The 19,468-nt window shown below is 34.8% G+C and carries 15 protein-coding genes; 5 read left to right on the plus strand and 10 right to left on the minus strand.

Features of this window, described 5'->3' with window-relative positions; all coding sequences use genetic code 11:
• The first annotated feature begins 46 nt into the window (after nucleotides 1–46).
• Nucleotides 47–523 carry a regulatory protein RecX gene (locus CELAL_RS05430; RefSeq protein WP_013549906.1) on the plus strand — a complete coding sequence of 159 codons (477 nt, stop codon included), beginning with the start codon at nucleotides 47–49 and terminating at the stop codon, nucleotides 521–523.
• 49 nt (nucleotides 524–572) lie between these two features.
• Here the strand turns inward: CELAL_RS05430 and CELAL_RS05435 are convergent, their stop codons facing one another.
• From CELAL_RS05435 to bioA, 7 genes are all read right to left on the minus strand, one after another.
• The gene (locus CELAL_RS05435) at nucleotides 573–1,067 is read right to left on the minus strand and encodes a DUF6646 family protein (RefSeq protein ID WP_013549907.1); all 495 of its coding nucleotides are present in this window, start codon (nucleotides 1,065–1,067) and stop codon (nucleotides 573–575) included.
• A 50-nt stretch (nucleotides 1,068–1,117) separates the two neighbouring features.
• On the minus strand, nucleotides 1,118–1,993 hold the full coding sequence (locus tag CELAL_RS05440) for a cupin-like domain-containing protein (RefSeq protein ID WP_013549908.1): 876 nt from the start codon (nucleotides 1,991–1,993) through the stop codon (nucleotides 1,118–1,120).
• A 112-nt stretch (nucleotides 1,994–2,105) separates the two neighbouring features.
• Nucleotides 2,106–3,197, minus strand: coding sequence for a biotin synthase BioB (gene bioB, locus CELAL_RS05445; protein ID WP_013549909.1), 1,092 nt, complete (start codon nucleotides 3,195–3,197; stop codon nucleotides 2,106–2,108).
• 133 nt (nucleotides 3,198–3,330) lie between these two features.
• On the minus strand, nucleotides 3,331–4,773 hold the full coding sequence (locus CELAL_RS05450) for a flotillin family protein (protein WP_013549910.1): 1,443 nt from the start codon (nucleotides 4,771–4,773) through the stop codon (nucleotides 3,331–3,333).
• A 4-nt stretch (nucleotides 4,774–4,777) separates the two neighbouring features.
• A complete protein-coding gene (locus CELAL_RS05455; protein WP_013549911.1) occupies nucleotides 4,778–5,356 on the minus strand; it encodes a hypothetical protein in 579 nt (192 codons plus the stop codon).
• An 18-nt stretch (nucleotides 5,357–5,374) separates the two neighbouring features.
• Nucleotides 5,375–6,577: a beta-ketoacyl synthase N-terminal-like domain-containing protein gene (locus tag CELAL_RS05460; protein ID WP_013549912.1), complete on the minus strand. Its 1,203-nt coding sequence runs from the start codon at nucleotides 6,575–6,577 to the stop codon at nucleotides 5,375–5,377.
• A 12-nt stretch (nucleotides 6,578–6,589) separates the two neighbouring features.
• Nucleotides 6,590–7,858 (minus strand): adenosylmethionine--8-amino-7-oxononanoate transaminase, encoded by a 1,269-nt coding sequence (gene bioA, locus CELAL_RS05465; RefSeq protein WP_013549913.1) that lies wholly within the window; start codon nucleotides 7,856–7,858, stop codon nucleotides 6,590–6,592.
• 325 nt (nucleotides 7,859–8,183) lie between these two features.
• On the opposite strand from bioA, the gene CELAL_RS22840 reads away from it, so the two are divergent.
• Both CELAL_RS22840 and CELAL_RS05475 read left to right on the plus strand, forming a co-directional pair.
• Complete coding sequence (locus CELAL_RS22840; RefSeq protein WP_407636751.1) at nucleotides 8,184–8,468, plus strand: hypothetical protein; 285 nt, start codon at nucleotides 8,184–8,186, stop codon at nucleotides 8,466–8,468.
• Between the two features lie 77 nt (nucleotides 8,469–8,545).
• On the plus strand, nucleotides 8,546–9,343 hold the full coding sequence (locus tag CELAL_RS05475) for a hypothetical protein (protein ID WP_041557552.1): 798 nt from the start codon (nucleotides 8,546–8,548) through the stop codon (nucleotides 9,341–9,343).
• Here CELAL_RS05475 and bioD read toward each other — a convergent pair.
• From bioD to CELAL_RS05490, 3 genes are read right to left on the minus strand one after another with little or no spacing between them, the layout of a single operon-like run.
• Entirely contained in the window at nucleotides 9,335–9,955 is a 621-nt protein-coding gene (bioD, locus tag CELAL_RS05480; protein ID WP_041557554.1) for a dethiobiotin synthase, read from the minus strand. The two genes, CELAL_RS05475 and bioD, sit on opposite strands and share 9 nt — an antisense overlap.
• A 2-nt stretch (nucleotides 9,956–9,957) precedes the next feature.
• The gene (locus CELAL_RS05485) at nucleotides 9,958–10,338 is read right to left on the minus strand and encodes a putative signal transducing protein (RefSeq protein WP_013549915.1); all 381 of its coding nucleotides are present in this window, start codon (nucleotides 10,336–10,338) and stop codon (nucleotides 9,958–9,960) included.
• 3 nt (nucleotides 10,339–10,341) lie between these two features.
• Nucleotides 10,342–11,502, minus strand: a complete 1,161-nt coding sequence (locus tag CELAL_RS05490) for an aminotransferase class I/II-fold pyridoxal phosphate-dependent enzyme (RefSeq protein WP_013549916.1) — start codon at nucleotides 11,500–11,502, stop codon at nucleotides 10,342–10,344.
• Between the two features lie 204 nt (nucleotides 11,503–11,706).
• Here CELAL_RS05490 and CELAL_RS05495 point away from each other — a divergent pair, with 204 nt between their 5' ends.
• Complete coding sequence (locus CELAL_RS05495; protein WP_148229656.1) at nucleotides 11,707–14,160, plus strand: TonB-dependent receptor; 2,454 nt, start codon at nucleotides 11,707–11,709, stop codon at nucleotides 14,158–14,160.
• A gap of 132 nt (nucleotides 14,161–14,292) precedes the next feature.
• Nucleotides 14,293–19,467: a fibronectin type III domain-containing protein gene (locus tag CELAL_RS05500; protein WP_013549918.1), complete on the plus strand. Its 5,175-nt coding sequence runs from the start codon at nucleotides 14,293–14,295 to the stop codon at nucleotides 19,465–19,467.
• Nucleotide 19,468 lies beyond the last annotated feature (1 nt).

Here is a 19,468-nt window from a genome sequence, read left to right on the forward strand (position 1 = left end):
ATACCAAGTACGTTTTAGTATATTTAGCACCTTAAAACAATGCATTTTGAATAATTACCAACCTTCATATACTATTGATGAAGCTAGAAAAAAACTAGAAAGTTATTGCGCATATCAAGACCGATGCCATAAAGAAGTGAATCAAAAACTTAGAGACATGGGAATGATACCAAGCGCCATAGACCAAGTTATTAACTCCTTGATTCAAGAAAACTTCCTGAACGAAGAGCGCTTTTCTAAAAGTTTTGCACGAGGTAAGTTTAGGATTAAAAAATGGGGAAAAAGGCGCATTACAAATGAACTGAAACAGCGTAACATCTCTAAATACAACATTACTTCTGCTCTTAAAGAGATTGATGAAAATGACTACCTGGAGACACTAGAGCTATTAGCACAAAAAAGATTGGATGCCATTTCTGAAAAGAACATTCAAAAAAGAAGAAAAAAATTAGCCGATTATCTTTTATATCGTGGCTGGGAAAGCCATTTGGTTTATGAGAAAATCACTGAATTAATCAAATAAAAAAAGGGCGATTGTTTACACAATCGCCCTTTTTTATTAAAATATGTTTCTATAAATTAAATGTAGCTCCGAAACTAAAAACAAATTGATTGTTTAAATCTTCTGCCTCACTTAAATTATCTGTTTTGTACTTTGCAAAAGGAACTGATGCTTCAGCAAATAAACCAAAACCATCACTAAAGAAATAACGTGTACCTAAATGACCACCAAAATTCTTTAATCCTAAATTTAAACCAGGATATACATCAATATTATCTGGCAACTGCATTACACTACCAAGGTTAGCATTAAATCTAGCCTTTAAATCAAATCTATCACCAAAATCTGCATCGATAGCATCATCAACCCCTAATACATAGCCTGCTGTAGCTCCAATAGAAAAATTTTCTCCCATTCCATAATCATAAGTTACCCCGATCCCGGTTCCATTGTCTTGGAAATTAGCTCCTATTTGAAATTTTGCATCGTCTTTACCACTATAAGCTTGAGCATTTGCAAAAGAAACCCCAAGAATCATTGTTAATGCAACTAATACTTTTTTCATTTTATATTGTTTATTTGTTAGTGTACTAATTTTTAAGCCCGCAAAGATATCTATTCTGATTTAATTGCGCTATCTATATACGTATTTGTTCGACGTATGGCCTTTTCATTTTTTTCGTCAATCCATTTTTGACCGTAAATTTTTCGCATTATATGATCATAATATCGCATAATAAGAATATTATAAGCGGCTTTCCCTAAGTTTTTTGGGTTTCGCGCCATAGCACGTAAGCTCATAGAAAACCCAGGGGTAATATATTTCATATAGTGCCAGTACCCTTCGGGCATATACAACACTTCCCCATGTTCTAAATAGGTTTTATATCCTGTAGCATTTTTTAAAGCTGGCCATTTCTCATAATCAGGATTTGAAAAATCTATACTTTCATGGGCTATTAAGGAATGTGGCACTTTATATAAGTGCTTATTTTGAGATTGATCAAAAAGTATGATTTCTTTTCGTCCTTCAAAATGAAAATGAAAAATATTTGCCAGATCTATATCATAATGCATGAAGGTATAAGAATCTTTACCTCCAAAGAACAACATAGGTAAACCTTTCAATAATTTGAGTCCAAAATCTGGAAAAGTATAATCCTTTTGGAGCTCAGGAACTTCTCTTAGAATATTCCAAAGAAAAATTCGAAATTTAGTTGGCTCTTTTTTTAGCAGATCAATATAATCTGCCATTTTCATTTTAGCGTGTGGCTCATTAAAGCCATCTTCATGGTTTACCGGACGATTATCATAAAGCGGTACTATCTTTTCTCCAGCAACCGCCTTCATATATGCTAAATTCCATTTTGTATACGCAGGCCACTCTTCAATAAACCGCTCAATAACAACAGGCTTTTGAGGTTTAAAGTAGTTTGCTACAAAATCTGCTTTAGTAATTTGACTTACCCTTGGAATATCTATTAAATTCAATGATAATCAGTTTTAAAATAACTGCAAATTTAAAAATCCTATGAATGAATCATTCATAAAATTTTTACAAAAAGCTACTCTATTGCTCTTAAAAATCTAGTTATAGTTTGTTTTAAGATAATTTAGCCTTAGCCTTAGCTGTTTCATTCCGCTCAATAGTATGACCCGGTCTTGTCCATCTTGGTTTCTCTCCCAACGTTTGAAATTCTGAATCTTGAGCTTCTACTGTTTTAGGCTGAGAAACTTTAGTAAATGGCTTTTGAGGGTTTAAACCTAAAAGTTTAAACATCTCCATATCGTCATTTACATCAGGATTTGGAGTTGTCAATAACTTATCACCTGCAAAAATTGAATTTGCTCCAGCGAAAAAGCACATTGCTTGGCCTTCTCTACTCATCTCTGTTCTTCCTGCAGATAAACGTACTTGCGTTTCTGGCATAACAATTCTTGTAGTTGCTACCATTCTAAGCATATCCCAAATTGCAATAGGCTCAATATCTTCCATAGGCGTACCTTCTACCGCTACTAATGCATTGATTGGCGTAGACTCTGGTTGTGGATTAAGTGATGCCAAAGCAACCAACATCCCTGCCCTATCCTCTAGCTTTTCTCCCATTCCGATAATACCACCACTACAAACGGTAACATTAGTTTTACGCACATTACTAATCGTATCTAAACGATCTTCAAATGCTCTTGTAGAAATAACATCTTTATAATAATCTTCTGAAGTATCTAAGTTGTGATTGTAAGCATACAAGCCAGCTTCTGCTAAACGTTTTGCCTGGTTTTCTGTAATCATACCCAAAGTACAACAAACCTCCATATCTAACTTGTTAATGGTACGTACCATTTCAAGAACTTGATCAAACTCTGGTCCGTCTTTTACATTACGCCATGCAGCGCCCATACACACTCTTGAACTTCCCGAAGCTTTTGCTCTTAATGCTTGTGCTTTTACATGAGGAACTGTCATTAAATCATTTCCTTCTAGACCTGTATGATACCGTGCTGCTTGCGGACAATAGCCACAATCTTCTGGGCAACCTCCTGTTTTTATTGAAAGTAAAGTAGAAACCTGAACCGTATTTGGATCATGGTTTTCTCTGTGTATCGTAGCAGCATCATATAACAATTCCATCATTGGTTTGTTATAGATTTCTAGTATTTCCTCTTTTGTCCAGTTGTATCTTTTCTCGCTCATGTAGCTCGTTTTATCAATTGCCAAAAATAGCCTATTTGTAATTCAAATCCCAATAAAGAAATTCATGTTTATTAAAAAAGTCCTACTGAAATTAGTTTCAGCAGGACTTTTTTATACTATTTATTTTGAACATTTATGCTTTAGAATCGTCTTTGTTAGATTTTGAACTCTTATCTAAAACTTCTTTAACTTCTTCCCCTGCAACATCTTTACCTTTTAAATATTCTGGCAATTGCATCCCAGCCATATTAAACATTTCTTGTAAAGGTGGCACCGATTTGTACATTCCAGAGATAAAATTAGCCGTAGAACCTTTACCATCTTCAGATTTTGCACCAGAATCCCAAACCGTAATTTTATCGATTTTGATATTTTTAATAGCTTCTGCTTGCGTTTTAACTAATTCTGGAAGTTTGTCTGCCACCAATAACAATACAGCATCTTTAGGGTTATTACCTGCTGCTTTCACTATCTGATCTAAACCTTGTGCTTGTTTCGTTAAAATCTCTAATAAGCCTTGCGCTTCTGCTTGTGCTTTAAATAAGATAGCATCTGCTTCCCCTTTTGCTATACGTCTTGTACGCTCAGCATCTGCTTCTGCCTCAATTTCTACCTTTTTCTTATCTATCTCTGCAGGTACTATAATATCTGCCATCTGAGAACTACGAACACGTTCTGCTCTCGCTAATTCTGCTAATTGCTCTGCTGCATAAGATTCTTCCAATGCTTTTGCTGATTGTACTTTCTCTGAAGCAATTGCCGTACGTTCTACTTCTGCTTCTCTCTGACGACGTAATGAATCTGAATTTGCTACGTTGATTTTTGCAATATTTTCTCCTTCTACGGCCTTTGCATTTGCCGCAGCAACTTGGGTACGCTCATCTTGCACTGCATTAGCCTCACCAATAGAACCATCTCTTGTTTTTTCTGCTACCGATTTACGTGCTGCATTTATGGCATGTGCAGCAGCTTCTTTACCTAAAGCCTCAATATACCCAGATTCATCAACAATATCTGTAATATTTACGTTGATCAATTTAAGTCCTACTTTCTTTAATTCAGATTCAACACTCTGAGATATATTCGTTAAAAATTTATCTCTATCCGAGTTAATTTCCTCAATATCCATTGATGCTACCACCAAACGAAGTTGACCGAAAATAATTTCTTTTGCTAAGTCTTGAACTTCTTGCATTCCTTGACCTAAAAGACGTTCTGCAGCATTCTGCATAATTCCAGGCTCTGTAGATATACCAATTGTAAATCTTGAAGGAACGTTTACACGAATATTTTGTTTACTTAAGGCATTCACTAAATTTACCTCTATAGATATAGGTGTTAAATCTAAAAACTCATAATCTTGAATTACAGGCCAAATAAAGGCTGCTCCACCATGAATACAGCGTGCAGAATTACCATTACCAACTTTACCATACACTACAAGGATACGATCTGAAGGACAACGTTTATACCTTCTAATAAAGGATATAATAATGACAAAAAAGAATAAAATTGCAAAACCAATCGTCAGCAAAGTAGCGGATCCTCCGCCTAATTGTAAGGGTAATAATAGCATTTGGTTATTTATTTAAAAGTTCAACAATTAATATTCCGTTATCAGTAACTGTTTTTACACGTACAACATTACCTTGGTGTAAATCTGAATGCTCTTCCGTGAGCGCTTCTAACTCGCGCAATGTACCTTGAACATTGATGCTAACTTTTCCAATAAAAGAACGATTTGCACCAATAGTAAGATATACTTCTCCTACTTGGTTAATGGCATTTTTAAGTTTTAAAGTCCCACTACTTTGTAATTTTGATAAGTAATAGAATAAGGAAGCCATGGCCAACATCATTAACAAACCACATATAATTGAAAGAATAACTACCATATACCTTGGCAAATCTCCGCTCAAAGCCGCAATTCCAGACCATCCAAAAATGGTAAAAAATCCCATTAAATTTTTGAAGGATAAGAACTGAAAATCTATTCCAGTATCGCCATCTATTTCTGTATCAATATCATCACCAAAACTATCAGAATCTCCTCCTACTAAGGTCAAAACTAATAAGACCAAAAATATAACTGATGAAATACCTGCTACTAACCAATATATTTTTTCAAATAAATTAAGCGCCTCAAACCATTGTTCCATCCTGTTTAATTTAGTTGATTATTCTACTCTTTTAAGTAAGATACTAACCGCATTTCCTCCAAAACCAACAGCATTCACTAATACTCTTGATATTTTCTCAGGAACGGAATCATACGTTACATAAGGAACTTTTATTGCTTTTTGATGCTGCATCATTAGCAGTGCTAATTCTAAACTCAACATGCCCGATGCTCCAAACGTATGACCTATCTTCCACTTATTAGTAGTTAAGAACGGAACTTTGTTACAAAATATTTTCTCAATTGCTTTTATTTCTGAAGAATCACCTTTAATCGTTCCTGGTGCATGAAGTACAATCACATCTACCTCATCTGGATTTAATCCTCCTAAAGCCATTTTCATAGAACGTTGAAAACAAACAGCATCTGTAGAAATAGAAATATTGTGTTCTAAGACCTCTGTTGCATAGCCAATACCTTCTATAATTGCTAAAGCATTTTCAGGAACCCCTTGTTCTAAACAAACCACAGAAGCACCCTCACCCAAAACCATAGTATTTTGTGTTTTCTCTAAGTTGAAAGCTTGACAAGGATAACCTGGGCTAGCACTGATTAAATTATCTTCATTTTGGGGTGGACTTGTCGCATCTCTAGCATAAATTTTCAATGCTCTTATTTGCGCTATAGTAAACGGTGTTAATGGCGCTTCACTACCTCCCACCATAAACTTATTAACCATACCACTTTTAATCCAGGCATACCCATTTAATAACGCATGAAGTGCTGTAGAACACGTTATAGAGTGTGATATTTCTGGACCCTGTGTTTGCAAATCATGAGCAATCCAAGAAGAAATATTCCCTAAGGTTGTTGTAGGCGACGCTAACGTAGAAGAGGTCTTATTTTTAAGATACTCTTCAAAGTATTTTTCAAAGAGTGCTGTTGCACCTCTTGATGAACCAATATTTACGCCGAAATTAGCCTCTTTTGACCATCCTGCTGTTTTCATTGCTTCCCGCGAAGCAAACAAAGCAAACAGTACACTATCGTCTAAATTTTTATACTTACTATCCGATTCTTTTAATGCTAATATTTGTTCCTTAGCTTCGTCTCCAAGCGCTCCCACCCAAGTGTCTGTACCATCAAAATTTAATTTTATCAACGCGGTATCATCATTCAGATACTGCTCCCAAACTTCTTTTTGCGAAATTCCTAATGGGGAAATCGAGGCTATTGCGGTAATAGATATTGGTGAATTCAAATTATTTTCTTTCTAAATTAATTCTAAAACTGCTTTTATACTATCGTAAATTTTTCGCAGCTGCTCATCAGTGATAACATAAGGTGCAGAAATATAAATAGTACTACCTAAGGGACGTAAAAATACCCCTTGACTCATGAAATGATTCATCAACTTATCACGCAAATCCCCATAGCGTTCCATCTCAATAGCCAAATCAAGTGCATAAATAGTTCCGGTTTGCCTTGTCCGCGCTACTTTAGGATGACTTTTTATTTCTAAATCGAAATTTTTATGTGCTGCGATTACGCGCTGAATATTCTCTTGCATTTCATTAGAAGTAAGCAATGCTATTCCCGCTAATGCTGCTGCACATGCTAATGGATTTGCAGTATATGTATGCCCATGAAATAAGCCTTTTGACATATCTGCACTATAAAAAGCATCATATACTTGCTGCGTACAACTTGTCGCTGCCATAGGAACCATACCTGCGGTTAATGCTTTAGACATACAGATTACGTCTGGTTTTACAGCTAGATGATCTGAAGCAAAATATTTTCCAGTTTTCCCAAATCCCGTCATCACCTCATCGGCAACGGTAATCACACCATACTTCTTCAATAGTGTTATTATTTTTTCCAAACCTTCTGGATCGTGCATCTGCATTGCAGCTGCCCCCTGTATTAGTGGCTCGTAGATAAACCCTGCAATATCATTTTTCTGCAGGCGCTTTTCTAATTTCTCTAAAACTTCCGAGATATTTTCTTTTGTTGGCGTTGCTACACGCTCTACAGCAATAAAAAAATCTGCAAAAGGTCCATTATATACGGACAAACCAGAAACAGACATTGCTCCAAAAGTATCTCCATGAAAAGCATTCTCAAAAGCTAATAAAACAGTTCGTTTATCACCTTTATTAAAATGATACTGCAAGGCCATTTTTATTCCAATTTCGGTAGCTGTAGAACCATTGTCTGAGAAAAATATTTTTTCTTGATTAGGAGGTAATATTTTTATGAGTTCCTCTGATAGTTTTATCGCAGGCTCATGGGTAAAACCACTAAACACCACCTGATCGAGTTGTTGCATTTGGGCATATACACGTTCTATGATAAAATCATTACAATGGCCATACGCACTGGTATACCAAGATGAAATTCCGTCTATATACTCCTTACCCTCTTCATCTGTTAAAATACATCCTTTTGCTTTTATAATAGCCAACATGGTAGGGTGTAACTTATGTTGGGTTAATGGATGCCAAATGTGTTTTTTATCTCTGTCTGAAAGTTTTCCCAATGTGAATAGATTTAAGAGACTGTTCTTTTTTATATCTTGCAAAGATGCTAATTAATAGCCAATAAACACAACCATTACATGCTTACTAAGCTCTTAAATCATTTAAGTCCTGAATATAACAATCTTAAAAATAAAAGTGTACTTTTCATTCTAATCGTACTATCTTTTTTAATCCGATTGCCATTTTTTTTCAGGGATTATATTGATCGTGATGAAAGTACCTTTATTATCATGGGATAATCGTGGGTTAATGGCCACTTACCCTATCTAGAACTTTGGAAAAAGTCTTTTTGCTATACGACTTTTTGGAGCATTAATCGTCGCCATAACATCATTCTACACCTATAAAATAGCGCTTGAATGCAGCACAAAAAAAGTAGCTATTTGGTGTGGTATTTTCTGTGTGTTTATTCAAAGCTTATTTGGCAGCATGCAAGGTGTTGTGTCTGAACATATTTCAATGTTTTTCTTTATGCCTAGTCTTTATTTGATCCTGAAGCATAAAGAATGGTACTGGGTGTTAATTTCTGGTATATTAATGGGAGCAACGGCAATGGTAAAATTAAACATGCCCTATCCTATTACACTGATTGAAAGACAAAAAATATAAAATCAGGAATTAGAAACACCATACTTTATGGAGCTGGAATACTCCTTGTTATAGGACTAACCATACTTCCTTATTTCTTGAATGGACATCTTGGCTTATGGTGGGACTCTGTTATTGAAGCCCCAATGATGTATGCCAATACTAAACGAAATTCATTGCTGACTTTTGCTCCATTACTGGTGCTAATTCTTCTCTTTTTATATATTATTAAGCGAAAAAAATTGATTGATTTTAAAAACACTTCTATTCAATTAATTGCTCTGGTGAGCCTAGCCGCGTATGTATCTTTTATAAAAGGCGGCCGCCTAAATGGTCATTATTTAATACAATTATACCCAATGCTCCTCATCTTAGTGGGCATAACAATGCATCAATCTTCATTTACCACAAATAAAACTCAGAAAAAACTATTAGCTGTATTGCTACTTTTGATTCCTTTAGAAAGCTATATAGAATACACTAAGGTTATAAAAAATAAAATTGAAAAAGGAACTTTCTATAATGGCGAAGGAATTGAAGTTGCCAATTACATAAAAGAGAATCACATCAATTTTGAAAACATTTTATTCACAGAGTATCATATTGGCTATTGGCTTTTAAACACCAACCCTCCTACCAAAGCCGCAACTCATCCTAGCAATATTTGCCGGTCAGAATTATTTCCGTATTCTCAAAACCTTAAAAGAACCACCTTGGAGGAAATTAAATACATCTTAGAAATAAAAAAACCCCAAATCATTGTAAAAAAACAAGGCAGTCAACTTTTAGACAAAAAAATTATTGATGAAAATATTTTTGTTAATGCCTATTTAGAAGAAAAGTACAGCCTCATTAAAACAATTGACAAAGCTGTACTTTACCAGCGTTTAAAGTAATTCTAAAGCCGATTTAAATTGATCTGCATATTTCTTTATCGTTGCCTTATCAAAAACAGCCTCCTCATCAATTCTTCCAATACAAGGTACTTTTGTCTTTTTTAGGATAATATCTTCCGTAGTTTTTTGTTCCTTCCCACTAAATAAAATTACCACATCATACTTTCTTTCCTGCAACCATCCTACCGTTAATAAGGTATGATTTATACTGCCTAGATAATGCCTAGAAACCACAACCACTTTATAGCTTGGCATAATAATATCCAAAATAGTATCCTCATCATTTATAGGAACCAATAAGCCACCTGCTCCTTCAATCACCAAATGATTATCCGTTTTTGGTTCTTCTATTTTCTCTCTATCAATTACAACCCCATCTATTTCTGCCGCTGCATGCGGACTCATAGCTGTTTTTAATGCATAACTATTTTTATGAATTACAGTTTTAGAATTTGATATAAGAGATGCTACCTTATGACTATCAGAATCTTCTAATTCTCCTGCTTGTATCGGTTTCCAATAATCGGCCTCCAAAGCTTCTACTAAAATAGCAGATGCTATCGTTTTTCCTACTTCCGTTGAGATACCTGTAACAAATAATTTCATTTTCATACTTAAGGGTTTGTAATCATCTTACAATTTAGACATTTGTATTTTCTTTTCTCGAAAAAAGGAAAAAGTTTGTAAAAAATACTTTTTTGTGCATAGTACGTCTCTGATTTTTGAGACTTGCAATTAGGACAGGTTACCGGCAAATCATCATCTCCTATGGCATAGCTTCTGATGCTATCATAAATTTCTATTGCCCGCTCTTTATCTTCCTGAAAAACTTGCACTTTTGCTCCTCCAATGGCATTACTAATCATAGGATCAGAATTTATAGTATACTCATCTTTTACAAAAACAGTAATCCCTTCTGATTCTAATTTGATTTTAAAAACCTGCAAATCGGAGGAATATTCAAATGTTGCTATCGTCACCCATTTATCTACCATGATTTAATGCATTAATTTTTTCAAAATCTTTAACACATCAGCTATCTCATGCTTGGTATTGTAGCTATGCAAACAAAATCGCAATCGCTCTTGCCCTTTAGCAACGGTAGGCGATAAAATAGCTTTTACACTAAAATTATTATTTTGTAAGACTGATGCCAAATTTTTAACCTTCTCATTCCCAGAAATTACACAGCATTGTATAGGAGAATTGCTCGGTATAAAAGCCTCCTTAATTTCTAAATTAGTAAGTTGTTCTTTAAAATAAGTAATATTATTTTTTAGCTCAAGGAGAGAATTTGTTTTTGCGAGTTGCTCGTAGGCCAGATAAATTGTCGCCAAAGAATGTGGAGGGAGACCTGTTGTATATATAAAACTACGAGAAAAATTAACGAGATACTCCTTTAGTTGCACACTCCCCAAAATTGCTGCGCCGTGACAGCCCAAGCCTTTTCCAAAAGTAACAATTTCTGCAAATACTAGATGCGCAATATTTAATTCAGCAACTAGACCCTGGCCTTCTTTTCCGAAGACACCTAAGGCATGTGCTTCATCTACTACAAAACGGAGTTTATGCTTTTCACAAAAATGGGCAAATGCTACAAGATCTGGCGAATCTCCATCCATAGAAAAGACAGACTCTGTCACTACATACACCTCTACTTCTGCTCCTTGATTTTTTTCTAGTGCTATAACACGATTGATAACACGCTGTAAATCTTGTAGATTATTATGCTTAAACTTATATCCTTTAGCAGTGCTCAACGCAATACCATCACGAATACTCGCATGAATATATTCATCGTAAAAAATATAATCTCCGCGTTGGGGGATGGCACTAAAAAAACCAACATTAGCATCATACCCAGAGTTAAATACTAAGGCGGTGTCTGCAGCATGAAATTCTGCTATTGCATCTTCTACTTCCGCATACAAACCATAATTCCCAGAAATTAATCGAGAGCCTGTAGCCCCATTAAACTTGAGATTCTTCTCCTTTAATAAGGCAATAACACCTTCAAAAATTGTTGTGTTTTTTGCAAAACCTAAATAATCATTAGAAGAGAAATCTATTAGAAGTTGTTGCGCAGGTAGCACCCGGAGGGAATTAGCCCCTCTGCGGTCTTCTAGTTTTTTACTCAATTTTTCTGGAAAGCTAGCCATAACACAAAGGTAGTATTTACTAAAGTAGACGTTTTAGAAAAGGTGTTATATTTTTTAATCTATTTACTACGGAAACAAGAGCAAACAATACTCTTGAATGATGAAATAATCCTATTGTGAGAATATATTTTCATACAATTCATCGAAAATATTATATAAATCTAGTATATTTAACGTAATTTTAACTAACTAACCCTATTTCTATTGCCGAAATTATTACTCCTACTCCTTATGTTCAGCACCTATTGCTTTTCTCAAAGTATTAATTTTGACCAACTTGATAAAGAAAAGTGGTTGCGATATAACGGTGGTATTTCAGCAAACGGAGTGTATTATGATGGCACGGCTAATAGACAAGATTTGACCTATTACCTAACAGGAAATCTTAATTTTAATATTGCAGGATTATATAATATCCCTGTATCATTTACGTATTCAAACCAAGAATTTAATTTCCCAAGTCCCTTCAATTTTAATCGGTTTAGTTTTCATCCGTCTTATAAATGGGTCACGGCGCATCTTGGAGATGTAACTATGACTTTTTCTCCTTACACGTTAAGCGGACATCAATTTACAGGAGCTGGAGTGGAGTTAAATCCGGAAGGAAAATTTCAAGTTAGCGCCATGTACGGTCGGTTTTTAAAAGCTACGGAGTATGATTCTGTTGCTCAAGGAGGCATTGCCGCTTATAAACGAATGGGCTTTGGTGTAAAAACGGCTTATGATTTTGAGTTCATGAAACTAGGCGTTATCCTTTTTAAAGCTACTGACACCAAAAACTCTTTAGAAAACCCCCTACCGATTGAATTAGGCTTAACGCCTAAAGACAATGCGGTACTATCTTTTGAATCTGACTTTCGGGTTTTAGACAAAGCTACTATCCATATTGAATATGCTATTTCTGGAGTTACTGAAGATTCTAGAATACGAGATGAAAGACCCAACAACGGGGTACTTTCTTTTTTATTAGATGAAAACATCAGTACTAATTATTATAACGCATTAAATGCTTCTTTTAATTACCCTGCAGGCAATGGAAGTTTAGGTTTTGGTTACGAACGCATTGACCCTGATTACAAAACACTAGGCGCCTATTATTTTAATAATGACTTAGAAAATATAACCGTAAACGCTACGCAAACTATTTTTGACAATAGATTAAATTTGAGTGTTAACGCTGGTTTGCAACAAGACAATCTAAACAAGGCAAAAACATCGGAACAACAACGCGTAGTAAGTGCCATAAATGCAAATTTCACAGCCTCTGAGCGCCTTACCTTAAATGGTTCCTATTCTAACTTTCAATCTTATACCAATATCCGTGATCAGTTTGATTATATCAATCAAGTAAATGCGTATGATAATATAGACACCCTAAATTACCGTCAAATATCACAAAATGCCAATCTTGGAATTAATTATATTTTAAAGAAAACGGAATTTAAACAACACAGTACCAATCTTAATTTAGTGTATCAAAATTCTAACAATCAGCAAGAAGGAGAAACTATTGAAGGGGGTTTGAGTACTTTTTACAATGGTACCGCAGCGTACACCCTTGGATACCCACAACAAAACCTAACATTCTCATTAGCAGGTAACACTTCTTACAATATTACTGGAGTAGACAAAAGCTTAACACTAGGGCCAACACTAGCTGTTGGAAAGCAGTTTTTTGACAAACAGCTACGCACCAATCTATCTAGTTCATACAACACCTCTTATAGCAATGGAGAAAAACAAACCAACATCTATAATTTTAGATTAGGATCTAATTATCTCTGGCTACAAAAACACAATCTGAGTCTGAATTTTTTAATGCTCTTCAGAAACACAACACTAAACTCTAATCGCGATCTTACGCTAACTTTTGGCTATAGCTATGCCTTTGATAATTTTAAACTTCAACTCCATAAAGGAGAAAGAAACATTGATCATCGCCTAGAAAAAACAACCACAGATCTCTGGAGTTTCAGATACAGAAATGTTTCCTACAGCGGGACAGCCACTGAAATTAATAATCAATTAACTACTGTTTTTGAAAGCGCTCAATTTTCTAATATTCCTCAGTTTAAAAAAGACGATCTAAGCTTACTCTTAACCATCACTAAAAAACAAGAAAAAGAGGAAGCCTACAAGGAGAGCGCCATTAACTTCTTAAAAGAATTGTATGGTTATGGCGATTTTAAAGAAACGTATGAAAAGGCATTGTTTACCGTGATTAGAAAAATACAGATAGACATGCGCAAAATAGATATTGCTCTAGAGCGCCTGTTTGTTGCTAAAAAATTAGAAGTAGACCAACACACCTTAAACAATAAGAGTAAAACAGAATATACTATTGAGGAACAAAAATTAGAAACGGAATACCAAGAACTTCTAGAAGAACAAAAAAACCGACTTGAAAAATTAGTGGGACACAGATGGATGGAAGAAAAATTCGCTGCATTTACCACCATTGATGTGGTTGTTGAACCTGTAGGGTTTTTAAAAGAATTTAAAAAAGAAAATACGCTAGAGGCTTATAAAATTTATGATACTAACGAAGATCTAGAGGTTCTTAAAACTTATTTAGAGGATGAAATCATAGATTTCTATTTTAAAAAATCATTAGGTATTGTGAATCCTGAAGGTTTTGAATTGAAATATATGAACTGATCCCGTCCCCCTAGCCCTGTCCCCCTAGCCCCCGAAGGGGGAACTAAGTTGGTTGATGGTTGATGGTTGATGGTTGATGGTTGATGGTTGATGGTTGATGGTTGATGGTTGATGGAAAATAAAAATTTGAATATGAAATTGCATTATAATCGGTATTTAAAAAACGCATTTTTTTTAGTGTTTCTAATTTTAGCTTCTTCCCTATGGGGACAGGGAGGCGCATTTCCTGTTCAAATAATTCCGCAGGTAACACCACCGCCACCTATATACCTATCTCATTATGCAGATGCGAGTACTATAAATAGTCCGCTGCGGGTGCAGATTATATTAAACGATTTAAATATTCAAAATAGAGAAGTCCGACTAAAAACCTATTTCCAAGGGGGCGGAATATCTTTTCAAAGTAATGATTTTGTCACCGGAAGCAGCTCGCTTTTTTTAGAAGGTGGTGTACCCCTCATTTTAACCAATGTGGAGCTTGCGCCCTACTTTAAGTTTGAAAATATTACCGGCATATCTCCTAATGTCTACGGAAATGCAATCCCAGAAGGTACCTATCAAATTTGTTTTGAAGTCTACGATCTTGCCACAGGCAACAGATTGTCCTCTAAAAGTTGTGCAACCACCGTCGTTTTTCAAAATGAACCTCCTTTTCTTATTTCACCCCGGAACAAAACCAATATTGCAGAAAGAAATCCGCAAAATATTGTTTTTCAATGGACGCCACGTAGTATCAATGTCACCAATGTGGAATATGAGTTAAGCCTTGTAGAAATTTGGGATACGCAAATAGATCCGCAAGCTGCTTTTTTAAGCTCCCCTCCTATTTTTCAAACCACCACCACTGCCACTACTTATGTATTTGGCCCTAGTGACCCGCTATTATTATCAGGAAAAAATTACGCTTGGCGTATACAAGCAAAAGCAAAACAAGGTACCGAAGAGATTGGCTTGTTTAAAAACCAAGGCTATAGCGAGATATTTTCTTTTAGCCATGCCAGCGCTTGTGATTTACCCTTAGGCATTAACCATGACGTAAAAGGAAGTACAAATGCGAATATATTTTGGGATGATTTTTCCACAGACGTTCCGGAATATACAGTGCGCTACCGCAAGAACTCTTCCCCATCGGGGGAGTCGGAGGGGGAATGGTTTTTTAATAAAACTACTTCGAATACAACTTCGCTTTGGGATTTAAAAGCGGGTACTACCTATGAATACCAAATTCAGAAAAAATGTGCAGTTACCAAAAGTGATTGGAGCATCACCAAACAATTTACTACCCATATTGCAGATAATGAAGAGAGCGTATATGAGTGTGGTATTACTCCAGATTTTAGCCTCAGCAATACAGATCCTTTAGAAGCATTAACAAAAGGTGAAAAATTTACAGCAGGCGATTTTCCTATCCACGTTTTAGAAGTAAGTGGCAGTAAAGGCAGGTTTACAGGAAAAGGGTATGTTACTATTCCTTATTTAAATAGCATCAGGGTAGGGGTAGAATTTACCAACATTCTAATCAATACAGACAAGCAACTAGCAGAAGGCACTGTGATCACCATGTTTGACCCTGATCTTAAAAATATCTTGGATGTAGATGATGCTATTGAAACCGTTGGGAATGTTGCCGAGGCGGTGGGCGAACCTTTTGAAGGAGATAATGACCTTGATGAAATACACGTAAACTGGGATATTGATCCTGATAAAGACATTAAAATTGAAGATGGGATTTTAATCATTACCAACCCAGCAAACAAAGCAACAGAAACAAGTCCGTTAGGAGATGATAAAGTTATCGTAGATAAATCTGGACAAACCTACCATATAGATGCAGAAGGTAAAATTACCAAAGGCGAAAAAATAGACCCAAGTGGCGGGGTAACTAATGGAAATGTTACCGGAGTTTCAAACAAGGGCGAAATAGAAGCCCTAACCGCGAAAGGCATTCAAGTAACTTTTGAATCTGACGGTATTTATGGTTATGATATAATGCCAACTATTGAGAATGAAAAGCTCAATAAAGAATACACCACTATTCCCGATGCTGAAGGAGGTAAGTATACGCTATCTCATATTGCCGTAGAAAAAGAAAAAGCTATAAATGTTACTGCCAAAGTAGCATTATCTTCTACTTCAGAATACAATTTATCTGATTTAAAATTTAAAACAAAAGTTGGTGAATTAGTACGTATAATGGCTACCAGCGAAGACAACAACACAATTACTCTTAATGTTACGGGGCATTATACCTTAGAGAGTGAAACAATATATGCTGTAGTAACTCAAAAACAAGATACTACCAAGCAATTAATTGCCGGCGCTTTTACACTAGCTCATTTTGAAGATAGGGCTATAAATATTGTACTCGTTTCTATAGACAAAGCTCCCTTGCCTGATACTGCCGAAATAGCTAGAATTTTCAAAAAAGGGGTTGCTACTTTAAATTTTGAAACAACCACTGCTTCCTTAAATGGCACAAATTTATTAGGTGATGATGACAGATTGCAGATTGCTGACAATGCTTGGCTTAATGCCTATAATGAAGAGCAAAATAGTGTTCTAAATCATATTAAATCACAGATAGAAAATTTTGATAAGAATAAATATTATGTCTTAATATTTAATAAAGATTTTAAAACTTCAAGATCTATTGCTGGTTTTATGCCACTACAACGCCAATTTGGCTTTGTATTTAACGGAGCTTTAGCCACTGGCGAAGAGTCTAAAGGCGACCTCACTGCTGTTACAGCTCATGAGCTAGGCCATGGTATTTTTGCTCTCCAACATCCATTTACAGAATACGGGACTGAAGAAAAAGCTACGGACTGGTTAATGGACTATAAAGATGGCGCCATTGACTTAAACCACATGAACTGGGCGCAAATGCATAATCCTGCCTTGAAATTTTATGTGTTTCAAGATGAGGAGGATGGGGAGTATGAACCATGGAAATATCTATCAACTAGTAATATTTTAGCTAGTATCCCGGAAAATTTAATTGATGTCACTATAACGGGTGCTAGTTTTATTTCACGTGGTGGAATAATTTTCTCACTACCTCAAAATACAAAAGATCTAACTTTTTTTGATAATGGAACATTATATGCTTTTACAATTGAAGGTATTCGCTATGTTTCATGTACAGATTCAACAACTGAAACAAAATTTAAGGGCTACAGTGAAGATTGTGGTAAAGTCGATGATTATAAAGACAGGATTACACAAAGTTTAGATTTTAGCACTACTATTAAAACGTACTATGCAAAAGGTAATAAAGGAGATTGTGCTGAAATCTCAATCTTCGAGGGAGCTTATACTGGTGCTCGTGTTAGTAGCACAAATGATGGTATCAGTGCTTCTACTAATTCCTTTAAAACTTTTGAAGATGTAGTCTCAAACATAAGTCAAAAAGAGACGATCAAGACAGGATTATTTAGCTGTTTAAAAAATAAAGATTTAAAGACTATCTATAAATATGTAGAATATAAATTTCCAGATTACAAGAATCTTGACTCACTTTTCACACGTTTAAACAAGCTTAACAACGTTTCTCTTTCTGGTTTTTTAGCAGATTCAATACCTAGTATTCAAAAACAAACTTTCAATGTCAAGTTTAATATTGCAGAAGAAAATTCGGTTATTTTCTTTAAAGAATCATTAGACAATTATTTAAAAGGAAAATCTGATAGTGAAATTTCAGATATTAATCTGAAAATAGATTTAACCATAAACGGTAGGGATTTATTTGATATTTCTACAGGAAAAGACATCTTAAATTGTGTTTTAAATTGGGATAATTCCTTTCAACCAGAAAATTCTTTTCTACCTGCTTGTATATGGTATAATGTAGAAACAGATTTTAAATATGCTACAATTGATCCGGCTTTTCAAATTGGTATTGCTGATGGTGGTATAATTACAGTCACTGACATTGCAAAATTAATTGACACAGGTATTAACATATCACAAGCATATACGTTTGGTTTATTATTGCTTCCAGAAGATGAATTAGAAAATGAGATTACTCGTTTATTAGAAGTTTTAGCTAAAATACAAGCAAATGTATCAGTACAGTCTGTAAAAGCTATTGATCCTACGGAAATCACAACCTATTTGATGAAGTTAAAGGCTAGTAAAGGTGCTTTTGATATTTATCAAAATATTCAAAGTTCTTTTGCAAAATCCAGTACTTCTTTTGCTGTGAAACAGCTTTTAGATGTTCTTAAAACAGAAAATCCTGAAAAATTTGAATCTTGGCAAGATTGGATAAAAACAAATGACATTAAAGTTGTAGCTGAGATTACCCAAAACCAACAATTACTAAGAGATAATTTCATAAAGGGTTTAGAGTTTTTAGAACTATTAACCAATCCAGCACATGATGCTGTTAGAGATCAATTATTAGTTACTATTGTTGATGAAATTGATAATTATTTCACCACTATTAGTGAAACTAATAGCGTGGCTCGTTATTATCAAGGTAAAATTGCTTTTCAAGTTATTTCAGAAGTAGCAATTGCAGTATCAACTAGTGGTGGTGGTAATATTGCAACTTTATTATCAAAAGCAGGCAATCTTTCTACAAAAACAATAAGATTATCAACAAGAATAGCACTTAAAAAATTTAAAAAAATAGGAAAATTATCCTTTAGAAAAAAAGGAGATTTATTACTTGACGATGATGTTATTGCCAAAATACTTGCTAATGAATCTTTAGAATTAAATATAGAAAAGCTACCAAATACCATAAATATAAACGAGACTCAAAAATTAGATGAAATTCTCGATACTGATTATATTTTAACAGATAAAACTGAAGGTTCTGGTAAATTAACTTTTGTCGAAAAAGATGGTGAAAAATATGTTGTAGTTGATGATGTTAGTGGATTGGCTAAAAAGGTGGGGAAATCGGTTGATGAGTTAACTGGCTCAGTTGATGAATGGGTTGGGTTACAACGTTCGATGACAACATCTAATAATCAACGCAGGCAATTTAATACAGCCACAGTAGTATATAATAAAAGTACTGGTAAATATTATTACGGAGCAAATAAAGGTATTGTTAAGTCAGGAAGTGATATTCACCCTACATTAGCAAATAAATTACCTGCGGAGTCAACTAATGGATATAAATTAGGTAATTGTGCAGAGTGTGATGGGGTTAATCAAGCATTAAATGACGGTGCTAATTGGTCAGATTTACAAATGCATACAAGGGGAATTCAATGGGACACAGGGGCTACTTTCCCAAAACCATTATGTTCAAATTGTGATATAACTTTTGATGGAATTGAAATAATACAATAAT

This window comes from Cellulophaga algicola DSM 14237, assembly GCF_000186265.1.
In the GTDB taxonomy this organism is placed as follows: domain Bacteria; phylum Bacteroidota; class Bacteroidia; order Flavobacteriales; family Flavobacteriaceae; genus Cellulophaga; species Cellulophaga algicola.